Source organism: Dechloromonas sp. ZY10 (assembly GCF_041378895.1).
Taxonomy (GTDB): domain Bacteria; phylum Pseudomonadota; class Gammaproteobacteria; order Burkholderiales; family Rhodocyclaceae; genus Azonexus; species Azonexus aquae.
On record NZ_CP144212.1, the window covers coordinates 472976 to 497361 of the forward strand.

Sequence of the window (24386 nt, forward strand, 5' to 3'; positions counted from 1 at the left end):
CATGCCCGCTCTTGCTGCGTGCATGTTCGGGGGTGGGGAGAGCAATGTTCTCGACGCAATGGAAGCTGGCCAAGGAGCTGGCCGACGCTGCGCAGGTCTTGCGCGGCGAAGGCTGGCAGCGGGCTGCCGGCGAGTATCTGCATCAGATTCTGGGGCAGGCCGGTCAATTGCTGCAGAAACAGCGCTGGTATGAGGCCGCAGGCCGCGCGGAGGCATTGCTGCGCCTGTTTGACGACTTCCTGCGCGAGGCTCCGGCGGCGGTTCGCCTGCGTAGCGCCCTGCTGGCACTCGATGGTCTGGTCGCACTGATTCGTGAGGGACGCCTGGATCAGGGCAGCGATGCGACCCTGCTGCCGGCAATTCCCAGTGACTGGTCCTTTTATTGCTGCGGTGCCCCGGATTCGGCACTGCCCGACCTGGAGCAGCGCACCACCCTTGAGTCCCTCGGTTTTCGGGTACTAGATACCGAGGCCCTGCCAGCCGCGACCCGGGGAGGGATAGTTCTTGCGCCGGCCGCCTGGCTGCTGGCGCAGATTTCCGCAGGTGCCGCTCCATTGCCGCTGACAGTGGCCCTGGCCGACCCGGCCGTGCCCGGGCAGGCTGCTGCGTTGACCGAGCTTGGTATTGTCTGGCAACTGCCGCTGCCTTTTTCGGTAGCAGCCTTGCTCCGTCTGCTTTGTGGCCAAGCCTGGCAGCCGGCGCAAGCCTACCGGATTGCCTGTTACCCGTCGGTGCCGCCTATGCCAAGTGCTGCCGGGCTGGCACTGCAGCGGTTGCCGGAGGACCTGGCCGAGTGGCCGGCGTGGGTTTCCGCGCAGGCGTCGGAGGCAGTACTGCTGAGCGGTACCGCCGCTGAACTTGTCGAGTGGGTTGCCGCCTTGCGGGGAGGCGATCCCCTCCCGCCGGTGTTTTGCCTGGAGCGTGAGGCAGTTTCTGGCCTTGTCTTGCAGGCTCGTCTGTTGCCGGCGATCTGTCTGGCCGCTCCCAGGGATGCTGAGACGTTGTCCGGGTTATTGCTGCAGGCGGCTCGCCAGCGGCGCGAGCAGTTGGTGCAGGAGGCACGGCAAAGGCTGGCACTGGCACAACTGGAAACCCTGAAACAGGCGCTCGACACGCATGCGATTGTTTCGGCAAGCGCTCCGGATGGCAGCATCACCTATGTAAACCGGAAGTTTTGCGAAGTCAGTGGCTACTCCCTGCGCGAACTGATCGGACGCAATCACCGGGTGGTCAAATCCGGGCATCACCCGGCGGCGTTTTTTGACGGGATGTGGGCAACCATTGCCTCTGGCCAGACCTGGCAAGGCGAGGTACAGAACCGGCGCAAGGACGGCTCACCTTATTGGGTGCAGACCACCATTGCTCCGGTGCTGGATGCTGCTGGCGTGCCACAGCAGTACATCTCGATCCGTACCGATGTCAGCGAACAGAAGCGCCTGCAGGCCAGCATCGAGGCGCGTGGCCGCTTGTTTGACGTACTCCGTCGGGCGATGCAGTCCTTTGTGTCCAGTCACGACATTGTTCAGGCCTCCAGCCAGATTCTCGACAATGTGCTGAGCCTCACCGGCAGCGCCTTCGGTTTCATCGGTGAAGTCCTGCAGGATGATAGCGGCACCCCTTACTTGCGGACGCATGCAATCAGCGATATTGCCTGGGACGAGGCCAGTAGTGCGTTCTATGCCGCTCATCGCGAAGGGGGGATGGAGTTCCGGCGGCATGACAGTTTGTTCGGAGCTGTCTTGACCACTGGGGAGGCAGTGATTGCCAACGATCCGGCCGGCGATCACCGGCGTTGCGGTTTGCCGCCGGGACATCCGCCGCTGCATGCTTTTCTCGGCTTGCCTATTCGTTATGGCGATCAGTTGGTCGGCATGCTCGGGCTGGCCAACCGCCCCGGGGGCTACGACCAGGAACTGATCGGGTACCTGGCGCCGTTGCTGGCGACCTATGGTCATCTGATCGAGGCCTACCGGCTGCGGCATTTGCAGCAACGGGTGATCGACGATCTGGCTCGGACCCGCGATGCGGCCGAGGAGGCCAGTCGTGCCAGGTCAGCCTTGCTGGTCGAGCATGCACAGGAACTGCGGCAGATTCTCAAGGCGATATTCGGGCATGCGCAGTTGCTGCGCTTCAACGACGGAATTGATGCCGAAGGGCGCGACCAGGTGGCCGAAATCCTGCGTGCGGGCGAGCAATTCACCGCCTTGCTCGATGAATTGACCCGTCGTGCCGACAGCGGCATGCGTTCGCAGTCGGTGGAAGAAATGCCGCGGCGTAACGGCAAGCCCAGGATTCTGGTGGCCGAAGACAATCCCGCCAATCAGGCGGTGCTGCGGATGCAACTCGATGTGCTTGGTTGTGAAGCCGAGATTGTCGCCGATGGGGTGGCGGCGCTGAAGCGCTGGAAGACCGCTCCTTTCGATCTTCTGCTGATCGATCGCAACATGCCGCAAATGGACGGAATGGCGCTGACCCGGGCAATTCGCGCGGCGGAGCAGGAGCGTGGCGGGCATGCTCCGATTGTCGGGATTACCGCCGTGAACAGCCCGGAAGACTTGGCTGCCTGCTGCGAAGCCGGGATGGATGGTGTGTTGCCCAAACCCATCGAACTCGACGACCTGCGGCAATGCGTGCAGCAATACTTGTCCCCGGCAGCGTTTGCCGAGAGCGTGCCGCCGGTGACTGCGCCGCCACGGGTCGCCGCCGATGCGCCCTTCGATCGGGCTCTGCTGGCTCAGATCGTTGGGGCTGCCAGCCCGCAGCAGATTCGGGAGTTGCTCGATATTTTCACCGCAGCAGCCCAGCAGGACCTGGAGTTGGCACGGCGGCAGCTGCAGCAGCATGATTTCCGTGCTTTGGCGCAAGTGCTGCACCGGCTCAAGTCGGCGGCCCGGATGGTGGCAGCAAACCGCTGTGGCGAACTTGCCGAGACAGCTGAGAAGGCTGCGCTGGCAGGGGCCGGCGAGACGCTAGGCAGCCTGCTCGATGAACTCGATTATGCGTTGGCGGCGGTCGAAGCCCAGGTCGCCATGGCCGTTCCGGCCTCTCCTTCCTTGCCTCTGGCAGCGGTGGCCCCTGCCAGCCTGCCGGCCGGTGCGCTGATTGTCGATGACGACCCGCTGGCTCGCCGGCAGTTCGGTGTGATATTCGACCTGCTGGGGGTGTCCCGCGTTTTTGCAGCCGAAGGCGGCCTGGCGGCCTTGGCCGAGGTTGAGCGGGAGAGCAACCGAATCGAACTGCTGGTGATGGATCTGCGCATGCCAGGGATGGATGGTATCGAGTTCCTGCGCCGATTGGCCGACGCTGGCTATCGCGGCGACATCGTGATAGCCAGCGGGGTTGAGGAACGCTTGCTGCAGATCGCTGCCGAAGTGGCGCGCAGCAAGGGCCTGCATTTGCTGGGGGCGGTGCGCAAACCCCTGACTCGCCAACATCTGCTCGATCTGCTGGCCACCCGTCGGGAGCGTGGCGCGCATGCACCGGCGCAAGCCGGGATTGCATTTTCGCTGGGAGTCGAGGAGTTGCGACAAGGGATGCGCAACGACGAATTCAGTGTCCATTTTCAGCCCAAGGTCGATGCCGCCACCCTAGTTGCCGTCGGTGTCGAAGCCCTGGCGCGCTGGCAGCACAATGGCCGTTTCGTGCCGCCGGATCTGTTCATCCGGCTCGCCGAGGAGCACGGGCTCATTTCCGAACTGTCGAAAACCCTGGCCGACAAGGCTCTCGCCGGGATCGGGCAACTGGCGGCAGCGGGCTTTCGGCTCAAGGTAGCGATCAATCTGTCGGCTAACTGGCTCAATGACATCAGCTTGCCGGAGTTCATGCTCGGCAGCATTCAGGCGCATGGGGTGGCAGCGGATACGGTGATTCTTGAAATTACCGAAACCGGGGTGATGGCCGATGTGGCAACTGCGCTGGATGTCACCAGCCGCCTGCGTTTGCGAGGTTTTCAATTGTCGATTGACGATTTTGGTACCGGCTATTCATCGCTTGAACAGTTGCAACGCTTCCCCTTTGGCGAGCTTAAACTGGATCGCTCTTTCGTTCGGGGGGCATTGAAAAACCAGGCGTCGCGGGCAATCCTGTCGTCGTCGGTCGAGATGGCCAAGAAAATGCACATGCTCACGGTTGCCGAAGGCGTTGAAACTGCGGAGGAGCTTGATCTGGTGCGCGGGCTGGGTTGCGATCTGGTGCAGGGGTGGCATGTCGCCAAGGCAATGCCGGTCGAACAGTTGCTGGTCTGGTTGCGGGCCCGGCAGGGTTAAGGAGAGGGGCCATGCCTGCGCGTTATCGCTACCGGCCGTCGACTCCCGATTTGGCTGCCAGCCGCGAGCGCTTGCTCGCAGTACTTGATGCCCTCCCGGACGCGGTGATCATCAGCGATGCCGAAGGTTGCATCCTGCGCGTCAATCAGCCGGCGCTGGCCTTGTTCGGCTATGCTGCCGGGGAATTGCTGGGCCAGTCGTTTGCTTGTCTGGTGCCTGAGTCCTGGCGGTCCGAGTGTCTGGCTGGACGCGATGCCTGGCTGGCCGCCGCAGAGCAGGGCGTGAGAAGCAACGTCCCTGCCCGGCGCCGCGATGGTAGCGAGTTCATTGCCGATCTCAGTTTGGCGGTCACTGCTGTGCGCAACCAGCGGTTGCTCGTGGCGACGCTGCGCGATGCCAGTCAGCGCCTGCGCAACGAGGCCGAGTTGGTCGCGGCACGCGAGGCAGCTGAGCAGGCCAGCCTGGCCAAGACTGCGTTTCTGGCCAGCATGAGCCATGAGTTGCGCACCCCCTTGAATGCGGTGATCGGCTTTGCCGAATTGCTTGCGCTGGGCCAGCCCGAGCCGGTACCACTGGTGCATCGGGATGCGGTGCGCTATATCCTGAGCAGTGGCCGTCACCTGCTGGCAGTGGTCAATGATGTTCTCGACCTCGCCCGGATCGAATCGGGGAAGCTGGCGCTCTCTCCGGTATGCGTTCAGGTGCGGGGGATTGCCGACGAGGTGCTGGCAATGTTGCAGGGCGAGGCCCAGCGACGCGGCATCGCCTTGCGGCATTCGGCCTATCCCGAACTATGCGCACAGGCCGATCCGGCACGCTTGCGCCAGTTGCTGCTCAATCTGGTGTCGAATGCGATCAAGTACAACCGCGATGGTGGCTATGTCAGCCTGTCCTGCCGGGTACGTGGTCCCTGGTTGCGGCTCTCGGTCACTGATACCGGAATGGGAATTCCGCAGTCTCGCCGTGCCGAATTGTTCCAGCCGTTCAAGCGTCTCGGGCGGGAACAGTCGTCAATCGAAGGCACCGGGGTCGGGCTGGTGTTGTGCCGGCAACTGATCGAGGCGATGGGGGGGCGGCTGAATTTCGAAAGCGAGGAGGGCGTCGGCAGTCGTTTCTGGATCGATCTGCCGCTGGATAAATGCGCCGAGGACTGTGTGCAGCGCACCGCTGGCTGAGCTTGGCGGAGGCTGCCGGATCGGCGATACTCCGCGTTTTTCTCTCCCCGCTTGTCCGCCATGTCTGCCACCCCCATCAAGCCCCGTCTGGTCCGTTGTCCGCAGTGCGGCGGGGAGTCCGTCTGGGCGCCGGAAAACCGGTTTCGCCCATTTTGCTCCGAGCGTTGCAAACAGATCGATCTTGGTTGCTGGGCAAGCGACGGTTACCGGATTGCCGGTGCGGCGGGCGATCCCGCCGATCTTCCGGTCGGGTCGGCAGGTACCGAGACTCCGTCGCGCTGAGTTTTTCGGCTCTTTTCACGGTCGACCGTAAAAATTGCCGAAAAAGGGCCTGTTTCGCATTTAATTGGCCTGCCTGGCGCCCGGCCACGTATAATCCGCGCCGGAAAGTCGGCCGGGCAATCGCTGGATGCGCAAGCATCGGGAGGAAAGTCCGGGCTCCATTGGGCAGGATGCCAGCTAACGGCTGGGCGCTATACGCCGCAAGGCCAAGGCGACGGAAAGTGCAACAGAGAGTAGACCGCCGATGGCCTCGCAAGAGGATCAGGTAAGGGTGAAACGGCGAGGTAAGAGCTCACCGCGGACGTGGTAACACGGACGGCACGGTAAACCCCATCCGGAGCAAGACCAAATAGGGAAGCATCAGGCGTGGCCCGCGCTGCTTCCGGGTAGGTTGCTTGAGCCCGTCGGTGACGGCGGGCCTAGAGGAATGATTGCCGCACGCCGCAAGGCGGGCACAGAACCCGGCTTACAGGCCGGCTTTCCACTCTTTTCCCGGCTCAGAACAATTCGACGGCGTCGCCGGCGGCGGCCTGGCTCTTGCTGACCGAGCCGACTGCAGCCTGGCGGGCGTGAGATTCGGCCAGCAGTTCCTGCAGTTTTTGGCTGCGGTTGCGGAAGCGACGCAGGCCGTCGCTTTCCTGCTGGTCGTTGTAGAGGTCAAGGAAGCCCTGCAGGAACTCGCCGGCATTCTCGGTCTTGCGCCCGATGCGGTCCATCATCTGGGTCACGACATCCTCGAATTGCATGGCCAGCACGCCTTCCTGGGTCAGTTGCTGGATTTTTTCGGTGATTTCGGTGACGCTGCGCGACTGTTCGCGGGCAGTCGCCGTCAGTCCCTGCATTTCCTGGCCGAGGCTGGCCAGCGTTTCGCGTGAGCGGTCGGCGATGCTCATGTCCATATTCGAGGCCTGTTCGACGCGGACGCTGGTTTCTTCGAGCGAATGCAGGATGCCATCGAGAATCTGCCGGACTTCGGCGTTGACCGTGCCAGTATGGGCCGCCAGCTTGCGGACTTCGTCGGCGACGACGGCAAAGCCGCGCCCGGCTTCGCCGGCCCGGGCAGCCTCGATCGCTGCATTGAGGGCGAGCAGGTCGGTCTGCTTGGTGATGTCGCTGATGTCGTTGAGTGCCTTGGTGATCAGATTGACTTGCGAACTCATGGCGCTGAAACTGCTAGCGACGCATTGGCTGGAGGTTCGCACCTCCTGCATCTTTCCGACGAATTCCTGGATCAGGCTGTTGGTTTCGTCAAAAAAGCGTTGCAGTCCGGCCTGGCCCTGGCGGCCTTCTTCGTTGCTGCCGGTCATGGCCAGCAGTTCGTCGATCAGGGTCTTCAGCATTTGGCGCTGGCCGGAGGATTCGGATTCGAGTCCGGTCAGGCTGCCGTAGAGGCGGCTGGTCGATTCGCGGATGACATTCTGGGCATCGCTCATTTCCCGGCCAAGGCTGGAAAACTGGGTGCCGGCAAAGTCCATCGCCTGGCTGGAGAGATTCTGGTATTCGCCCATCGCCTGCGTCAGTTCGTGCATGTAGGCTTTTTGTCTTTGCTTCCAGCGACCGCGCTCGCGGCGGCCAAAGGCAAGCGCACAGACCAGTGGCAATGCCGGGAGCAACAGCAGGTGCGGCGAGATTCCGCGATCGATGAAAATGGCAGCCAGCCAGATCGACAGCGTGGCAGCGATGGCCAACCAGGCCAGAATGTCATCCAGGCGTTTCATGCAGGCACGCGGTAAAGGGAGCGAGAGCGGCATTGTAATGGATGGACATAATTCAATCGATATATTTCTTTTGTGATAAGCGCTCCCGGTCGGCGAGCAGCTAAAATTGCCGAATGATGGGAAATACACGGCTAATGGATAAAGTGATTGCATGGAATGTCGGCGCTGGGCAGTTGTCTGCGCGCTGGCGTTCCGAGGCTGGTTTGCCGCCGCCGGCGAGCCTGGAGCAGGTTGACGACACCCTCTCGGCAGATGCTGCCTGGCGTCTGCTGGCTGCCGGCCAGGCCCTGCTCTGGCGTGGCGATTGGGTCAATGCCCGGCATCTGCTGCAGGCCCTGGCGCGCCGGGCCGAGCGCCGGATCAACCGGCCGGGCAAGGTGCCGGCGACAGCTGCCGAGGCCTTTGCCGCGCACCGGATGCGCCAGGGCGAGCGGGCTGGCCTGCTGGCCCGATTGCTGGTTGAGGTTGGTGGTGATTACCGGGTACCGCTGCGGCGCGCCCAGAATGTGGTTGAGCCTTGCTGCGCCGCCTGGGGGGAGCCGGACGGCGAGGCCTCGCTGGTCTCCTTGCGTGAGTTGCTGGCGTTGATCAGTGCCCACGAATGGCGCAAGAAAGGGGTTTTCGTCAGCGCCGTTGGTGGACGCATCCATCCTCATTACGGTGTTTTTTCGCCGGTACGCGGCGAGTATGTCGAACTGGTTGCCCGGGCACCGTTGCCGTGCCCACCGGCAGACTGTCTGGCTTTTGATGTCGGGACCGGTTCCGGCGTGTTGGCCGCCGTTCTGGCTCGACGCGGTGTTGGGCGGGTGGTAGCCACCGATCTGGCACCCCGGGCGCTCGCCTGTGCCGGCGAGAATCTCGCTCGGCTGGGGCTGGCGGCCCGGGTCGAGTGTTGCCTGGCTGACCTGTTTCCTGCTGGGGAGGCGGATCTGGTGGTCTGCAATCCACCATGGTTGCCGGCGCAGCCGACCTCGCCGGTGGAATATGCGGTGTACGACCCGGATTCGCGCATGCTGCGCGGTTTTCTTGCCGGACTGGCTGCACATTTGCGCCAGAACGGCGAAGGCTGGCTGATCCTTTCCGACCTGGCCGAACACCTCGGCTTGCGTTCGCGTCAGGAGTTGCTCGACTGGATCGCTGCGGCCGGGCTGACGGTGAGCGAACGCCTGGATACACGTCCGCAACACCCTAAAAGTCGAGCCGCAGACGATCCTTTGCATGCCGCTCGGGCCGCCGAAATCACCTCGCTGTGGCGTTTGCGGCGGGCCTGAGAGAGACGCGATGATTACGGTCGACCGTGCGAGTCGGCCGTTTTTTCGTCAGCCGTTGCTATGTCGTGTCGCCAGCCAGTGACGCAGCAGTTCGCGGCGTGAAGGCGAGATTTGCGCACAGGCTTGGCCGAGGTGGTCGACGAGCGGGGCGGGAATATGAGCCAGGAAATCCTGTGGCGTCAGGGTGCCGGCAAACATCTCGCGGGCCGCGACCAGAATGCGTCGGCTGGCGGCATCGCCCAGTGCGGCGTAGACGTAGGCGCTGAGTGGCGAGGCGGTCAGGTCGTTTTGTGATTCGCGGGCGCGTCCATGCTGCAGTACGCGGAGCAGCCCGGGGTTGAGGTCGGCGGCAGCCGGCAGTTCCGGCAGCAAATCCTCGGCCCGTAGCGGCGGACCATCGCTGCCGCGCAGGTCGCCGAGCAGCATCGAGATCGGGCAGTCACCGCCGGTCAGTTGGGCAAAAGCCTCGACAATACTGATCGAGAGCAACTTGCAGCCGAGATAGGCGCAGGCAAAATCGAGATTGCGGCCGGCGGCCTGCACCTGTGCCGCATATTCGCCTGCCTCGGGGCGGACGCCGTCGCGGTGGAAGATGTACTCTGGCTTGAGTGTACGCAGGAAGCCTTCCATGCGGGCCAGTGCCTGGCGGTAGTCGCGGATCGAATAAACGCCGGATTCAACCTGTGGTGCGTTGGACTCCTCAATCAGCAGCCAGGTATTGGCCAGAAATTGTGCCGGATCGGGTTCGGCAAAGCCGGCGACGTCGCGGTTGGCCATATCGATGGCATCGGCAACCATCCGTTCAAGTTCCCCCTCGTCGGCGCCGCAGGCAAAATCGCGATTGCTCTGGCGCAGGCGGAGCCAGAGTCGCTCCGACAGTTCGCGGCCATGGGCATCCGGGCCGCGAAACGGAATCGTCGCTTCGATGCAGGCAACGATTGCCAACAGCTCGCGCGGCGGCAGTTCGTCGTGCAGCAGGCGAACTGCCGCAACCGCGCTGAGAAACTCGTTCTGGCCGGCATAGGGTGACAAGGTCTGGCCTCCGGCAAAGCCAAAGACTTCAGCGCACAGGCGTAGTTGCCAGTCATTGCGATCAATCAGGCGCAGACTCAGTTGGCCGTTATCGACGCGGGCGACGCGGCGTAGTTCGTGGTCGAGCAGAGTCGGAAAGCCGCCGTCGAGCTGGTAATAGACCAGGTCATGAAACAGTGTTGCCAAGGTTTGGCGGGCATTCATCCCGGGAACCATGGCAAATAGATGTTGCGACGAGTGATAAACCCGGCGTCGATGGTCCATCGAGCGTTGTACCAGCATCGCCAGTTGTTCGGCGCGTGGCATCTCGACCGGTTGCCCCAGTTGCTCGAAGGCATCGGCAAACAGCTGGATCAGACGATTGATGGCGGCAAGGGACATGGCGGGTCTCCCGGTGAGAAAAAGGCCACGCACAGGTGGCTGTGGCCATTATAGGCGCAGCCGGGTCGCCGGCTTGCAGTCGGCAAAACGGGGATCACATCGCTGTGACCCCCGTTTTCTGGTAGGACCGGTGGGGCTCGAACCCACGACCAAAGGATTATGAGTCCTCTGCTCTGACCGACTGAGCTACAGTCCCGAAAGCGGCTGCTGACCGTGCGGCTTAGTTGCCGTTCTGGTCGAGGAAGCTGCGCAGTTTATCAGAGCGGCTCGGGTGGCGCAGTTTGCGCAGGGCCTTGGCCTCGATCTGGCGAATCCGCTCGCGGGTGACGTCGAACTGCTTGCCGACTTCTTCCAGGGTGTGGTCGGTATTCATTTCGATCCCGAAGCGCATGCGCAGCACTTTGGCTTCCCTGACGGTGAGGCTGTCGAGGATTTCCTTGGTGACATTGCGCAGGCTGGAGTACATCGCCGCATCGGCCGGGGCCAGCGTGGTCTGATCCTCGATGAAGTCGCCGAGATGGGAGTCGTCGTCGTCGCCGATGGGGGTTTCCATCGAGATCGGCTCCTTGGCGATCTTCATGATCTTGCGGATCTTGTCCTCGGGCATCTCCATCTTCTTGGCCAGGGTTGCCGGATCCGGTTCGGCGCCGGTTTCCTGCAGGATCTGGCGGCTGATCCGGTTCATCTTGTTGATCGTTTCGATCATGTGCACCGGGATGCGGATGGTGCGTGCCTGGTCGGCGATGGAGCGGGTGATCGCCTGGCGAATCCACCACGTCGCATAGGTCGAGAACTTGTAGCCGCGACGGTATTCGAACTTGTCCACCGCCTTCATCAGGCCGATGTTGCCTTCCTGGATCAGGTCGAGGAACTGCAGGCCACGGTTGGTGTACTTCTTGGCAATCGAGATCACCAGACGCAGGTTGGCTTCGGTCATTTCGCGCTTGGCGCGGCGGGCCTTGGCTTCGCCGGTGGACATCTGCTTGTTGATGTCTTTCAGTTCCTTGAGCGGAATGCCGATCCGGTCCTGCAGCGCCAGCAGTTTCTTTTGCTGTTCCTTGATGTCCGGTGCCATGCGGGTCAGGATCGGCGCGTAGGTCTTGGGGGCGGCGGCGATTTCGCCGTCGACCCAGTCCAAGTTGGTTTCGTTGCCAGGGAAGGACTGGATGAAGTGCGGGCGGGGCATCTTCACACGGTCAACGCACAGTTGCTGGATTTTCCGTTCGCAGAAGCGGATGCCGTCCACCATATCGCGAACGTTGTCACACAGGCGCTCAATCACCCGCGAGGTAAAGCGGATGTGCATCAATTCGTCGGACAGTTGCTGTTGCAGCTTGAGGTAGGCCTTGTCTTGCGAACCCTTGCTGGCAAGCGTCTTCTGCATCTTGGTGTGGATCGCGCGGATTTCCTTGAAGCGCTCCAGGGCGTCGGTCTTCAGCTGCAGCAGGGAAGCTGCCGCAGCACCGCCACCGCCTTCGCCGTCTTCGTCCTCTTCTTCCTCTTCCTCGGCGGCTTCCAGTTCGTCGTCGGCCGGGTCTTCGGCCGGTGCTTCTTCAACCGCATTCGGGTCGATCAGGCCATCGACCAGCTCGTCGATGCGCAGCTCGTCGGTCTCGACCTTGGCAACCATGTCGAGGATTTCGGTGATCGTCGTCGGGCAGGCGGAGATCGCCTGGATCATGTGCTTGAGGCCTTCCTCGATCCGCTTGGCGATTTCGATTTCGCCTTCGCGGGTGAGGAGCTCGACGGTGCCCATTTCGCGCATGTACATGCGCACCGGGTCGGTCGTGCGGCCAAATTCGGAATCGACGGATGACAGCGCCTGTTCGGCCTGGGCTTCGACTTCTTCGTCGTCGGCGGCGGCTGCGGCGGTGTCGGACATCAGCAGGTCTTCGGCAGCCGGGGCTTCGTCGAAGACCTGGATGCTCATTTCGCTGAAGGTCGAAATGATTGCTTCGATCGATTCCGCATCGACCACATCGTCGGGAAGGTGGTCGTTGATCTCGGCGTAGGTCAGGTAACCGCGTTCCTTGCCCAGCTTGATCAGCGCTTTCAGGCGCATCTTGCGGGTTTCAGCGTCAAGCGGCTCTGGCGTTTCTGCCATTGCGCCTTCGATCAGCGCCTTTTCGGCCGCCTTCTCCTTGGCCTTGCTGGGGCGAGCCTTGGGTGCGTCCTTCGCGGTGTCTTTTGCCTTAGCCATGAACACGATCCGTAGAATTGGAGAAAACCATAAATTTTACCACAGCTTAGCGCTGTTTTTGTGGCGATGCTGCGGTGCAAGATCGGCGGCGTTCAGCCTTTTTTGGCCTGCGCCGCCAGTAGTGCAACATAGGCCTGTTTTTCCTCCGCCGACAGCCCGGCGACACCAAAGCGCTGGGCCTTGGTCTGCAGTTCGGCGAAGGCCAGCCGGTGTTGCCCTTGGCTGAGTTTGTCGAGGCAGGCGGCAAATTCCGTTTCTGCCTCGTCTTCGTCAAGCGGCAGGGCCAGGAGTTCCGCCGCCAGGGCTTCGATCTGCGCTTCCTCGGGCTGGCCGCGCAGACGCTCGCGCAGGGCCGGGTAGCTGATTTCGCCGTGGCTCTCGTTTACCGTCCGGATTAGGCTGAGCAGTGCCGGGCGCTCACTGCCTTCGGGAATCTGCGCCGGATCGATCTGGCGGGCCAGAGTCGGGCGGTGCAGCAGCAGCCGCAGCAGGCTGCGCAGCAGCGATGGGGCGGTGCGTTTTGGGCGCGGCGGTGCCGGTGGGGCGTAGGATTTGAGTTCGCACAGGCGCTCGACCTCCTGCTGGGCGAAGCCGCTGGCCTCGGCCAGGCGCTTGACCAGTTGTAGGCGGAGCAGCGGCGTCGGCAGTTTGAGCAGCAGCGGCTTGGCTTCGTGGATCAGCTGGGCGCGGCCCTCGGCGCTGGTCAGGTCGCAGCGGTTGGCGAGTTCGCGCAGCATGAAGTCGGACAGCGGCGTTGCCTGTGCCACCAGTCGGTCGAACGACTCCTTGCCAAAACGGCGGATGTAGCTATCGGGATCTTCGTCCTGGGGCAGGAAAACGAAGCCGATCCGCTTGTTGTCGGCCAGGGCTTCGAGCGCGTTTTCCAGTGCCCGCCAGCCGGCCTTGCGGCCGGCGTTGTCGCCGTCGAAGCAGAAGACAATGCGGTCGACCTGGCGCAGCAGTTTCTGTACGTGGGTTGCGGTGGTTGCCGTGCCGAGGGTGGCGACTGCGTTGCCGACGCCGTTCTGGGCCAGCGCGATGACATCCATGTAGCCTTCAGTGACGATCGCGGTATCGGTTTCGCGCAGGGCCTGGCGGGCCTGCGGCAGGCCGAACAGTTCGCGACCTTTTTCGAAAAGCGGGGTTTCCGGCGAATTCAGGTACTTGGGGCCGTCCTTGTCGCTTTGCTGCTCGATGATCCGGCCGCCGAAGGCGATGATGTCGCCCTTGGCGTTGATGATCGGAATCATCAGGCGGTCGCGGAAACGGTCATAGCGGCGGCCGTTGTCGTTGTCGATGACCAGTCCCGCCTCTTTGAGTGCTTCACCGTCGTAGTCGGGGAAGATGCTTTTCAGGTTGTTCCAGCCATCAGGTGCGTAGCCCATGCCGTAACGGGCGGCGATCTCGCCGCTCAGGCCGCGTTTCTTGCAGTACTCGATGGCGCGCGGTGAGCGTTTCAGTTGTTCCTTGTAGTACTGCGCAGCGCGGGCCATGATTTCGATCAGGCTGCGGGTGCGGCCTTGTTGCTGCGGCGAATAGTCCTTGTCGTCGGGCACTTGCACCCCGGCGCGGCCGGCGAGTTCGCGCACTGCGTCAATGAAGCCCATGCCCTGGTATTCCATGACAAAGCCGATGGCTGTGCCGTGGGCGCCGCAACTGAAGCAGTGGTAGAACTGCTTGCTCGGGCTGACCGAGAATGAGGGCGATTTTTCGCTATGAAAGGGGCAGCAGGCGAAGTAATTCGCCCCCGATTTCTTCAGCGGCACGTAGCTGTCGATCAGGTCGACGATGTCGACCCGGGCGAGCAAATCCTGGATGAAGGATTCGGGGATCATTGTTCTGGGGTTCTGTCCGCGGGAACGGGGGGCAAGGGCTCCCGTTCCCAAGGGTCTGGGCTGTTAACCCAGTGCTGCCTTGACCTGTTTTGAGACCTCGGCCATGTCGGCCTTGCCGGCCAGCAGCGGCTTGAGGGCAGTCATCAGCTTGCCCATGTCGGCGGGGCCGGCGGCGCCGGTTTCGGCCTTGGCGGCGGCAACTGCAGCGGCGATCTCCTCGCTGCTCATTTTTTCGGGCAGATAGGCGGAAAGGACGGTGATTTCAGCCTTTTCGACATCAGCCAGATCCTGACGGCCGGCGGCTTCGTATTGGCTGACCGAGTCCTTGCGCTGCTTGACCAGCTTCTCGATCACGGCGTTAACAGCGGTGTCGTCGAGTTCGATGCGCTCATCGACTTCCTTCTGCTTGATTGCGGCCAGCAGCAGGCGGATGGTGGCAAGGCGGCCGGTTTCCTTGGCCTTCATGGCGGCCTTCATGTCGTCGGTAATGCGAGCTTTGAGAGTCATGGTCGGGCGGTGAGCGGTGGTGGCAGGATCAAGGATCAAGGATCAAGGATCAAGGATCAAGGATCAAGGATCAAGGATCAAGGATCAAGGATCAAGGATCAAGGATCAAGAGGGGGCAGTGGCTTTAAGAAAAAAAGCCGCCGGCTGGTGAGCGGGCGGCCTTTTGGTGACGAAGCGTAGGATTAGTACAGTTTCGGCGGGAGGGTCAGGCTACGGAGGCGCTTGAGAGTGCGCTTCACGGCAGCGGCAGCCTTGCGCTTGCGCTCGGCGGTGGGCTTTTCGTAAAACTCACGGGCGCGCAGCTCGGTCAGCAGACCGGTCTTTTCAACGGTGCGCTTGAAGCGACGCATGGCCACTTCGAACGGCTCGTTTTCTTTGACGCGAATGTTCGGCATTTATTTTCACCTCCTTCCTGGGTTGCGCCTGCGGCTGGGCCAGTCATCACCAATGATCTGGCGCCGGGTTTGGGCAGTGCGCACAATTTTTGTTCCACGAAATCGCGGAAAGCCGAGCAGTATATTGAAAAACCCTTGTTCTTCCAAGTGTTAAAATGTGCGCCATGCTGATCCTAGGTATTGAATCCTCCTGCGACGAAACCGGTATTGCGCTCTACGACAGCGCTGCCGGCCTCCTCTCGCACGCCCTGCATTCGCAGGTGGCGATGCACGCCGAGTACGGTGGCGTGGTTCCCGAACTGGCTTCGCGCGATCACGTGCGGCGGGTGGTGCCGCTGCTACGGTCGACCCTCGAAAAAGCGCAAAAATCGCTGGCCGACATCGATGCTGTTGCCTATACCCGTGGTCCCGGCCTTTCCGGCGCGCTGCTCGTTGGCTCGGCCTTTGCCGAGGCACTGGCGCTGGCGCTCGACAAGCCGACGATTCCGGTGCATCACCTCGAAGGGCATCTGTTGTCGCCGCTGCTCTCGGCTGATCCGCCGACCTTTCCTTTTGTCGCCCTGCTGGTTTCAGGTGGCCACACGCAATTGATGCAGGTGACCGGCGTCGGTGAATACACCTTGCTCGGCGAAACCCTCGACGACGCCGCCGGCGAAGCCTTTGACAAATCGGCCAAACTGCTCGGCTTGCCGTATCCCGGCGGTGCCCTGCTCTCGAAACTGGCTGAGCAAGGGCGGCCGGGCGTGTATGAGTTGCCGCGCCCGATGCTGCATTCCGGCGACCTCAATTTCAGCTTCTCCGGTCTGAAGACGGCGGTGCTGACCCTGGTCCGCGAACAGGGCGAGCACCTTGCTGATGAATTCAAGGCCGATGCGGCACGGGCGTTTCAGGAAGCCATCGTCGAGGTGCTGGCGAAAAAGGCGCTGAAGGCGCTCAAGCAGACCGGCCTGAAACAGTTGGTGGTGGCCGGCGGCGTCGGCGCCAACAAACAGTTGCGCGCCACCCTTGACGACGAAGCACGGCGCAAGCGCTTCCGCGTCTATTACCCGGAACTGGAGTTCTGTACCGACAACGGGGCGATGATCGCGCTCGCCGGCTGTTTGCGCCTGCAGTCCGGCACGCCGAGCAAGCCGGCCGGCGAGTTCGCCGTGCTGCCGCGCTGGCCGCTGATGCAGATCGCCGGCTGAGCGGCGCGGCGACTGTTGCCCGCTTGCGGCAACCCGTGGTCGCGGTCAGTGTCGGTCAAGGCAGCACGAAGCTGCTTTTTTCCAGTACCGCGCTGGCCGGTTCGTCGCTTGCCGTGATTCGGAAGCGGATCGGCTGAATGCCGCTGATCCCGCTATTGCCGGGCATTGCGACGGTGATCGGAAGCGGGCGGATGCTCCCGGCGGCGAGCATGAATTGGCGGTCGCCGACGATCTCGATCCCGGGCAGGCCTTCAGCGGCGACGGTGACGTTGCGTGGCGTTTCGGCGAGGTTCATCAGCTTCAGGGTGTAGGAATTCTCAATCTTGCCGTCGGCGGTTTCCCGCAGCAGGGCGCCCCGGTCGCGCAGAACGTCAGCCAGTAACAGTGGGCGCTCGGCCAGGGTCCAGGCGCCGAGCAGCGAAAAGACTAGCAGCAGGCCGCTGTAGACCGCGACGCGCGGCCGTCCGGACCAGCCGGCGGGTTGGGGCTGGCCCGCCGCTTCCCGCTCGGACATGAAGCGGATCAGGCCGCTCGGCAGCGCCAGTTTGTGCATCACCCGGTCGCAGGCGTCGATGCACAGGCCGCAGTTGATGCACTGGTATTGCAGGCCGTCGCGGATGTCGATGCCGGTCGGGCAGACCTGGACGCAAATTCCGCAGTCGACGCAATCGCCTGTCGTTTCCGCCTGCCGGCGGGGATTGCGCGGCTCGCCGCGGCTGCGGTCGTAAGCGACGTTGCGGGTCGCCGCATCGAACATCACGCCCTGGAAGCGCGAGTACGGGCACATGTGCTGACACACGGCTTCGCGCGCCAGGCCGGCCTGGACGTAGGTGAAGGCGCCGTAGAAAATCAGCCAGAAGCCCTCCCATGGGCCGATCTGCCAAGCCGCCAGGCTGGGCAGCAGGCTACGGATCGGCGTGAAATAGCCGACGAAGCTGATTGCCGTCCAGGCCGAGAAGAGCAGCCACAAACCGTGCTTGCTCGCCTTGAGCGCCAGCTTGCGGCCGCTCCAGGGGCTCTGGTCGAGCTTCAGTCGCGCCAGGTGATCGCCCTCGATCTTGGCCTCGATCCAGGTGAAGATCGCGGTATAGACCGTCTGCGGACAGACGAAGCCGCAGAACAGGCGTCCGGCCAGCGCCGTCACCAGGAACAGCGCCGTCGCCGCCAGGATCAGGGCGAAGGCCAGCAGCAGCGCATCCTGCGGCCAGAAGACCCAGCCCAGCAGGTAGAACTTTTCGTGGGCGATGTCGAACAGGATGGCCTGGCGGCTGCTGTCGCCGACCTCCCAGCTCAGCCAGCAGCCACCGAAGAAAACCAGCTGGGTCAGCCAGACCAGCGCCCAGCGCAGGCGGTTGAACCTTCCCGCAGTTGCCTTGGCGTGAATCTTTCCTTTCTTCCGGTACAGCTCGAGTTTGGCCTCCCTGACCTTGTTGCCCGGTGTGTTCATCGTCGCTTCCCTCCTGTCGCGGTGCCGTGGGGGGGATTCCCCAGAGCGACTGGGAGTAGAGCACCCGGCGGCAAATGGAAACAGATTCAGATTTTGTTGTTTTATATGGGCACAGATTCGGCCGCAGGTTTTTCCGTCAAGCGATCACTGTGCGGATTGGAAATCGCTTTGGCTGTATCTGTGATGTTTTTCGCCCCCGCTCAGAATGCTGCAATCCATTCAAGCGAGGGGGCATCAATGAGTGCTGTGGCAATTTCCAATCGGGAACCGCTGGCGGAAACGCCCGGCGGATGGCGAATCCCGGGCAACAAGGGAATCTGGGTCGGGATTACCTGCGAGTTCGTCGAATTCCTGGTGCTGTTCGTCGTCTATTTCATTTCCCGCGCGCATTTTCCCGAGGCCTTTGCGCAGGGCGGCGAGCAGCTTTCGCGGCTGGCGGGCACGACGATCACCTTGCTGATGGTGAGCAGCAGCTACTGCATCGCCTGCGCGGTCGCCACCTTGCGCGCCGGCCGCCGCCGGGCTTCGCTCGGCTGGTTGGGCGCCGGGCTGCTGCTGGCCCTGGGCTATCCGCTGGCCAAGTATTTCGAATTCCAGTGGAACCTGGCGCACGGCATCACCGGCGATTCCGGCATCTTCTTCACCGTCTACTACTACCTGACGCTCAATCACCTGGTGCATGCGGTGTGGGGCATCCTCGGCATGCTCTGGGTTCTGGCGCGGCATCTGGGCGGCGCTTACACGGTCGACGACTACAGCGGCCTGGAAGCCCTGGCCAGCTACTGGCACGCCACCGACATCATCTGGCTGGTGCTCTTCTCCTTCTTCTACGTGCTGGTGTGATCATGAATATCGCCGAGAAAAAGACGCCGGGGGAACTCGGTGCGTTGACCGATGCCTGGCTGGGGCTGGTCGTCCTCACCCTGCTCAGCCTGGGCCTCGGCCAGTGGTTCCACGGCACGCCCTGGCTGCAGTTGCTGGTCGCCGCCTTGGTCTGGCTCAAGGGCCGCGTGGTCGCCCGCCACTTCATCGAGGTCGGGTCCTGCCATCCTTTCATCCGCCGCGTGCTTAACGGCTTCGTCGCGGTGACGCCGCTGGCCCTGCTCGGGCTTGCCTATTTCGGCGCCCAGCTGGCGCGTTGGGCGACGCTATAGCTGGCCGGCGATCAACTCGCCGAGCGTCGCCAGCGCCGCTTCCAGGCGCGGCGAGTCTGGGTGGCCGAAGTTGAGCCGCAGGTGGTGGCCGAACTCCCGCTTGGCCGAGAAAATCGGCCCCGGTGCGATGCTGATGCCGCGCGCCAGCGCCTGTTGCTGCAGCAACAGGGTGTCTACCCGGGGCGGCAGTTCCAGCCACAGGAAATAGCCGCCGCGTGGGCGCGCCAGCTTGGTGCCGGGCGGGAAATGGCGTTCGATGGCCTGGACCAGCTGGGCTTCCTGCCCGGCCAGGGTCTGGCGCAGGTGGCGCAAGTGGTTTTCGAAGCCGCCTTGCTTGAGGTAGTCGGCCAGCGCGATCTGCACCGGGATCGTCGTCGCCAGGCTGAGCGAGAGTTTTTGCCGCTGGATGCGTTGCGCGTAGCGGCCGGCGGCGACCCAGCCGATCCGGTAGCCCGGCGCCAGGCACTTGGAAAACGAGGAAACGTGCATGACCAGCCCGCTCTTGTCCTCGGCCTTGCTGCAGAGCGGGGCCGCTGCGCCGAAATACAGTTCGCCATAGACGTCGTCCTCGATCAGCGGCACGTCGTGGCGCCTGAGCAATTCGAGCAGGGCCTGCTTGTTCTCGTCCGCGACGCAACTACCGGTCGGGTTGGCGAAGTTGAGCATGAACAGGCAGGCCTTGATCGGATGGTGCTGCAAGGCGTCCTCTAGGGCGCTCAGGCTGACGCCACCGCGCGGGTGGCTGGGGATCTCGATGACCTTGAGACCGAGCCGCTCGCTGGCTTGCAAACCGGCATAGAAGGTCGGCGATTCGATGGCGATCAGGTCGCCCGGCTGGGTCACCGCCTGCAGGCAGAGGTTGAGCCCTTCCATTGCGCCGGAGGTGATGACGATTTCCTGCGGCGAGACCGTGGCCCCCTGCGCCAGGTAGCGCAAGGCAATTTGCCGGCGCAGTTCCTCGTTGCCCGGCGGCAGGTCGGTGACGGTTGCCAGCGGGTCGAACTTGCGTGCGGCAGCGGCGAGAAAGCGACCGAGCTTGGCGAGCGGGTAGAGAAAGGGGCTGGGAAAGCTGGAGCCGAGCGGGACGACTGCGGGATCGCGGACGCTGTCGAGAATCTGGAAGATGAAATCGCTGACCTGGAGCTGGGTCGAACCACCGACCGGGTGGCTCATCTCGGGCTCCGGCAGCGACTGGCCGAGGCGGGCGCGGACAAAATAGCCCGACTTGGGGCGCGCTTCGATCAGGCTGCGGCTTTCCAGCAGGTGGTAGGCCTGGGTGACCGTGATCGGGCTGATCTTGTGGATGCGGCAAGCCTGCCGCACCGAAGCCAGCCGTTCGCCGGGGCGCAGGATGCCGCCCAGGATCAGTTTCTCGGTCTGTTCGGCAAGTTCCCGGTAGCGGCTCATGCGCGAATGTTAGCAGGGGCGGCGGTGCAGTGCTTTGGCCGGGATCAAGCAGGAGCCGCCGCGCGGTTGCGGTATCTGGCTGGATAATCCGCTGCCGGGCTCCGGCCACCGCCTGGGGCCGCAGATTGATACTGGCTGGTGGTGTTCCGGCGGCCTGATCGTCGCAGTGCGCTGCCATTCACGGTCGACTGGTGCGCGCGAGGAAAATTGTTCTGCTTATCTGGCCGCTGCGCAACTTGCCGGGTCGCCGGCGTAGGCAGCCGCCGGGCCGTCGCGTTCCAGGCGGTGCAGGTAGCAGGCGTAGGCCGCTGCCTCCTGCCAGCGCCAGGCTTGCGGGTCGGCGAGCAGGCCGGGAACGTTGCTGAGATCGATTTCGGCAACCTGCAGGCGGGCAGCACCGGTGGCCTGGAGGAGGCCTTCGACCAGCAGCAGATCGGAAAGCAGATAGGGCAGGTGACCGGCCGGGCTGCCGGTGGCAGTGGCAGCAGCCTCGGCAGTGAGCGGAGCCAGGCGGCCGATGGCGGCGCGCAATTCGCCGCGGGTGATTTCCGGCGCCGCGTCGGGCGGCGTTGCCAGCAGTTTTTGCAGTGCCGGCAATACGCCGCGACTGAGCGGGCGGCTGATTGCGGTCAGGGTGACGGGGGGGGGCAAGGCGCCGACCAGTGGCGCCAGCTTTGCATCGCGCAGGGCGCGTGCGCGGTCCAGTTCGGCGTCGGCCAGCGGCACCAGCGTACAGGGTAGCGGCTGGCCGGGACGCAGGGCGGCGCATAGCGCCTTTTGCCAGGCCTTTTGCCCGAGGGCATCGCCATAGCTCCCTTTGGCGCCGGCCAATTGCAGGCTGCCGCCGCCGAGGTCGAGTATGTGGCTGCTCTGCAGTCGTTCACCAAGCAGTTGCCGGGCTCCAGCATAACCATAGCGTCCTTCGAGGTCCTGCGGAGCAATCAGGATGGCAACGCCGCTGTTGGCGCGGATGGCGGCAAGCGCCGCGACCGTGGCCGCCGGGTCGCGCTGGTAGGCGAGGCGCCAGGCCGAATACCCGGCGCCGAGTTGGGCGCAGTTGGCGGGTAGCGGCAATTGAGCGCGTAATTGGCGCAGGGTGTGCGCGGTGTCGCTGCCGATCGCGTCGATCCCGTCGCCGGCCCACAGGCGGGTCAGTGCCGGCAGTTCGCGTTTCGGGTTGTCGCCACCGTCTGAGCTGCCGGCGCGAATCCCCGATGAGCCGAGGTCGTAGGCAATGCGGCAGTTGGCCCCGGCTGATTGCATGGCCAGCACGCCCATCCCCAGTAGCAGCGCATACAGCCAGCGACCCGGACGGGGACCGGCAGTGGGGTGCGATGTGGCCAGAGGAGCATGCCTTCGCAGGCGGGGGAACTGGGCAAAAATGCTGGTTGTCACGGTCAACTCGTTGAATAGGCGAAAATTCTGCGGCGGGCCGCTTAAGCGCCCATTGTAGCCCGCGCACCCGAGGCGAGCAGGCTGTCAACCAGCGCCAGGGCGAAGCCGGAGAGCAGTTCGCGCTTGCGCACGCAGACCTGCAGATCGCGTTGCGCCCAAGCTTCGTCGAGTTCGACTACGGCCGGTACGGCAGATGTGCCGGCGGAGACTGCGCTTTTCGGCACCATGCCGAGGCCGACGCCGGCGGCGACCATGCGGCAGACCGCCTCGAAGCTGCGCACCTGAATCCGTACGTCGAGGTGGCGGCCGAGTGCGGCGGCCGCGTTCATGGTGAAGGTGTGGATCGCCGAACCGGCGTGCAGCATCACGAAGGGTTGGTCGAGGACTTCGGCAAAGGTGGTGTTGCGCTGGCCGGCGAGTGGGTGGCCGGGTGGCGCGATCAGTACCAGGCGGTCGGCGCGGTAAGGCAGCAATTCGACATCGGCGCCTTCGACCCGCTCGGCGACGACGCCGACTTCGACTTCGCCGCGTGCGACTGCGAGTACGATTTCCGGGCTGGTGCGCTCTTCCAGCGTGACGCTGACCTGCGGCTGCCGGCGCAGGAAGCCGGCCAGGTCGTCGGGCAGGAAGCTGTGGGTGGCGTGGGTGTTGGCCCACAGGCTGACGTGGCCGCGCACGCCGGCGGCAAAGGGGGCGAGGTCGGCGTGCATCTGTTCCAGCTGCGCGAAGACCTGGCGAGCGTGGCGGAGCAGGGCTTCGCCGGCGCGGGTCAGGCTCACCCCGCGCGCCTGGCGCAGCAGCAGCGGCGTGCCGATGCTCTCTTCGAGCAGGCGGATGCGGTGGCTGGCCGACGACGGCGCCAGGTGCGCGCGCTCGGCGCCGCGAGTCAGATTCTGGCATTCGGCGATGGCGACAAATACGCGGAGGTCGGTCAGGTCGTAGTACATGGTGATCAGCATTCGTCTGCGACGAATGCTTGCGTGGGGAAAGGCCAATTGTAAGCCGCTATCGCAGCTTGCATCATTCGGGTACGGCCAATGCTCAGTCGCCGTGCTGCTCAAGGAAAATCACCAATGCCCTGGAAGAACTGGTCTGCCGAACGTCTCGGCATTGCGCTGGCGCTGCTCGCTGCCTTTGGTTTCTCGCTCAAGGCGATTTTCGTCAAGCTCGCCTACGCTGCGGCGCCGGTCGAGGCGATCACCCTGCTGGCGCTGCGCATGGCGCTGTCGCTGCCCTTTTTCCTGGTCGCCGGGCTGGCGGCGCTGCGCAGTGGCGAGCCGCTCAGCCGGCGCGACTGGAGCTTGCTGGTGGTACTTGGCCTGCTTGGCTACTACGCCTCGAGCATGCTCGATTTCCTCGGTCTGCAGTACATCTCGGCCGGGCTCGAGCGGCTGATTCTGTTTACCTACCCGACGTTGACCATCGTTGTTGGCGTGCTTTTCCTCGGCAAGCGTTTCGACCGGCGGCTGATTCCGGCGCTGCTGCTCTCTTACGCCGGGATCGGGCTGGCCTTTGCCCATGATCTGCAACTGGCCGGCGATACCCGCAGCGTGCTGATCGGCGCCGCCTTCGTCTTTGGCTCGGCGCTGACCTACGCGTGCTACAGCGCCGGCGCCGAGGTGGCGGTGCACCGCATCGGCTCGGCCCGCTTTTCGGCGCTCGGATTGCTGGTGTCGACGGCCGCCGCGCAGCTTCACTTCCTGCTCAGCGAACCGCTTGCCGCGCTGATTCAGCCGTGGCCGGTGTACGCCTATGGCGCCGGAATGGCCTTGTTCTCGACCGTGCTGCCGGTATTCTGGCAGTCGGCGGCGATCCGTCGCATCGGTTCGGCCCGCACCGTATTGATTGGCACCCTGGGGCCGATGCTGACCCTGTTCTTCAGCTGGACCTTGCTCGACGAACCGCTTTCCCTGCACCAATTGGGCGGTGCCGCGCTGGTGGTTGCCGGGGTGTTGCTGGTCACGCGCAAGTGAATTTTGCGGTTTTTCACGGTCGACCGTGGGAGTGCCGCATTTTTAGGCAGCGTCGGCCGATCGGCCGACTTCAGTCGTGCCGGGAGGGCGGGCAGAGGCCAGCGATCTGCCGCCGGGCAATCGGATGCCCCGCCGCCGCTGCCTTGGCAATCCACATCAGGGCCAGGTGCCCGTCGCGCGGCAGGCCCTGGCCGGTCGCATGGCAGTGCCCCAGGCATTGCATCGCGTCGGCGGCGCCCTGTTCTGCCGCCCGGGTCAGCCAGTAGACTGCTGCAGCGTACCGTTGCCGCTGCAGCAGGGACTGGCCAATCTCGGTCTGGGCGGTGGCATCGCCTGCGTCGGCAAGCTGCAGCAAGGCATAATTCTCGGCATCCAGCATCAGCCCGGCCAGAAGCAAAACGTCGTCAAGAACCAGCGCAGTGGCTTGTTTGCTACCCTCGGCTTCCTGCTTGCGCAGCCCGCCCTCGGCAATCCGTCGCCACAGGGTGCGTTTGCTCAGGCCGGTCAGCGCCAGCGCAGCGTCCAGACTGAGCAGGGCAGGAGAGGGTAGGGGCATCAGCAGGGTGGTGGTCAGAGTGAGAGAAACTCCTCCAGCCAGCGTCGGAGGATGTGACATTGTGACGCAAATTGGCAGGCATGGCACAGCCTTGCTTGTGCCAAAACCTTGCTGTAGCCGGTTCTGGGGGCGATTGCCTTGTTTCTTTCAGTAAATTTGTTATTTTTGACATGGCACGGAATCTGCCTAAGGTAATACGTCGGGCC

At 63.6% G+C, this 24386-nt stretch carries 20 protein-coding genes, 1 tRNA gene and 1 other RNA gene; 10 read left to right on the forward strand and 12 right to left on the reverse strand.

The features are described 5' to 3' along the window. Positions 1-44 precede the first annotated feature (44 nt). From VX159_RS02230 to rnpB, 4 genes are all read left to right on the forward strand, one after another. Positions 45-4265, forward strand: coding sequence for an EAL domain-containing protein (locus VX159_RS02230; RefSeq protein ID WP_371324363.1), 4221 nt, complete (start codon positions 45-47; stop codon positions 4263-4265). An 11-nt stretch (positions 4266-4276) separates the two neighbouring features. Then, positions 4277-5440 (forward strand): PAS domain-containing sensor histidine kinase, encoded by a 1164-nt coding sequence (locus tag VX159_RS02235; protein WP_371324364.1) that lies wholly within the window; start codon positions 4277-4279, stop codon positions 5438-5440. Between the two features lie 60 nt (positions 5441-5500). Then, a complete protein-coding gene (locus VX159_RS02240; protein ID WP_371324365.1) occupies positions 5501-5722 on the forward strand; it encodes a DNA gyrase inhibitor YacG in 222 nt (73 codons plus the stop codon). Positions 5723-5826: 104 nt separating this feature from the next. After that, positions 5827-6207, forward strand: an RNA gene (gene rnpB / locus VX159_RS02245) — RNase P RNA component class A. A gap of 12 nt (positions 6208-6219) precedes the next feature. Here the strand turns inward: rnpB and VX159_RS02250 are convergent. Further along, entirely contained in the window at positions 6220-7440 is a 1221-nt protein-coding gene (locus VX159_RS02250; RefSeq protein ID WP_371324366.1) for a methyl-accepting chemotaxis protein, read from the reverse strand. A 134-nt stretch (positions 7441-7574) separates the two neighbouring features. Between VX159_RS02250 and VX159_RS02255 the strand changes: the two genes are divergently transcribed. Continuing rightward, a complete protein-coding gene (locus VX159_RS02255; RefSeq protein ID WP_371324367.1) occupies positions 7575-8711 on the forward strand; it encodes a methyltransferase in 1137 nt (378 codons plus the stop codon). 48 nt (positions 8712-8759) lie between these two features. On the opposite strand, the gene VX159_RS02260 is transcribed toward VX159_RS02255, so the two are convergent. The 6 genes from VX159_RS02260 to rpsU form a co-directional block, all read right to left on the reverse strand. Continuing rightward, positions 8760-10124, reverse strand: a complete 1365-nt coding sequence (locus VX159_RS02260; protein WP_371324368.1) for a hypothetical protein — start codon at positions 10122-10124, stop codon at positions 8760-8762. Between the two features lie 119 nt (positions 10125-10243). After that, positions 10244-10320 (reverse strand) — tRNA-Ile (locus tag VX159_RS02265). A 24-nt stretch (positions 10321-10344) separates the two neighbouring features. Continuing rightward, complete coding sequence (gene rpoD, locus VX159_RS02270; RefSeq protein ID WP_371324369.1) at positions 10345-12324, reverse strand: RNA polymerase sigma factor RpoD; 1980 nt, start codon at positions 12322-12324, stop codon at positions 10345-10347. 92 nt (positions 12325-12416) lie between these two features. Then, a complete protein-coding gene (gene dnaG, locus VX159_RS02275; RefSeq protein WP_371324370.1) occupies positions 12417-14159 on the reverse strand; it encodes a DNA primase in 1743 nt (580 codons plus the stop codon). A gap of 63 nt (positions 14160-14222) precedes the next feature. After that, a complete protein-coding gene (locus VX159_RS02280) occupies positions 14223-14666 on the reverse strand; it encodes a GatB/YqeY domain-containing protein (RefSeq protein ID WP_371324371.1) in 444 nt (147 codons plus the stop codon). A gap of 182 nt (positions 14667-14848) precedes the next feature. Beyond that, positions 14849-15061 carry a 30S ribosomal protein S21 gene (gene rpsU / locus VX159_RS02285; RefSeq protein WP_371324372.1) on the reverse strand — a complete coding sequence of 71 codons (213 nt, stop codon included), beginning with the start codon at positions 15059-15061 and terminating at the stop codon, positions 14849-14851. A 164-nt stretch (positions 15062-15225) separates the two neighbouring features. Between rpsU and tsaD the strand changes: the two genes are divergently transcribed. Then, positions 15226-16248: a tRNA (adenosine(37)-N6)-threonylcarbamoyltransferase complex transferase subunit TsaD gene (gene tsaD / locus VX159_RS02290; RefSeq protein ID WP_371324373.1), complete on the forward strand. Its 1023-nt coding sequence runs from the start codon at positions 15226-15228 to the stop codon at positions 16246-16248. Positions 16249-16303: 55 nt separating this feature from the next. Here the strand turns inward: tsaD and ccoG are convergent, their stop codons facing one another. Continuing rightward, positions 16304-17695 (reverse strand): cytochrome c oxidase accessory protein CcoG, encoded by a 1392-nt coding sequence (gene ccoG, locus VX159_RS02295; RefSeq protein WP_371324374.1) that lies wholly within the window; start codon positions 17693-17695, stop codon positions 16304-16306. Between the two features lie 237 nt (positions 17696-17932). Between ccoG and VX159_RS02300 the strand changes: the two genes are divergently transcribed. Both VX159_RS02300 and VX159_RS02305 read left to right on the forward strand, forming a co-directional pair. Next, complete coding sequence (locus tag VX159_RS02300) at positions 17933-18538, forward strand: cytochrome c oxidase subunit 3 family protein (protein ID WP_371324375.1); 606 nt, start codon at positions 17933-17935, stop codon at positions 18536-18538. A gap of 2 nt (positions 18539-18540) precedes the next feature. Continuing rightward, entirely contained in the window at positions 18541-18849 is a 309-nt protein-coding gene (locus VX159_RS02305) for a hypothetical protein (protein ID WP_371324376.1), read from the forward strand. On the opposite strand, the gene VX159_RS02310 is transcribed toward VX159_RS02305, so the two are convergent. Next, positions 18844-20256 (reverse strand): PLP-dependent aminotransferase family protein, encoded by a 1413-nt coding sequence (locus tag VX159_RS02310; protein WP_371324377.1) that lies wholly within the window; start codon positions 20254-20256, stop codon positions 18844-18846. The two genes, VX159_RS02305 and VX159_RS02310, sit on opposite strands and share 6 nt — an antisense overlap. A gap of 34 nt (positions 20257-20290) precedes the next feature. Between VX159_RS02310 and VX159_RS02315 the strand changes: the two genes are divergently transcribed. Then, positions 20291-20512 (forward strand): hypothetical protein, encoded by a 222-nt coding sequence (locus tag VX159_RS02315; protein ID WP_371324378.1) that lies wholly within the window; start codon positions 20291-20293, stop codon positions 20510-20512. Here VX159_RS02315 and VX159_RS02320 read toward each other — a convergent pair. Both VX159_RS02320 and VX159_RS02325 read right to left on the reverse strand, forming a co-directional pair. Beyond that, positions 20473-21651: a hypothetical protein gene (locus tag VX159_RS02320; protein ID WP_371324379.1), complete on the reverse strand. Its 1179-nt coding sequence runs from the start codon at positions 21649-21651 to the stop codon at positions 20473-20475. The genes VX159_RS02315 and VX159_RS02320 overlap by 40 nt on opposite strands. Before the next feature lie 41 nt (positions 21652-21692). After that, positions 21693-22610, reverse strand: coding sequence for a LysR family transcriptional regulator (locus tag VX159_RS02325; RefSeq protein ID WP_371324380.1), 918 nt, complete (start codon positions 22608-22610; stop codon positions 21693-21695). 114 nt (positions 22611-22724) lie between these two features. Between VX159_RS02325 and VX159_RS02330 the strand changes: the two genes are divergently transcribed. Continuing rightward, positions 22725-23624, forward strand: coding sequence for a DMT family transporter (locus VX159_RS02330; RefSeq protein ID WP_371324381.1), 900 nt, complete (start codon positions 22725-22727; stop codon positions 23622-23624). Between the two features lie 70 nt (positions 23625-23694). On the opposite strand, the gene VX159_RS02335 is transcribed toward VX159_RS02330, so the two are convergent. Then, a complete protein-coding gene (locus VX159_RS02335; protein ID WP_371324382.1) occupies positions 23695-24240 on the reverse strand; it encodes a tetratricopeptide repeat protein in 546 nt (181 codons plus the stop codon). Positions 24241-24386: the final 146 nt, after the last annotated feature.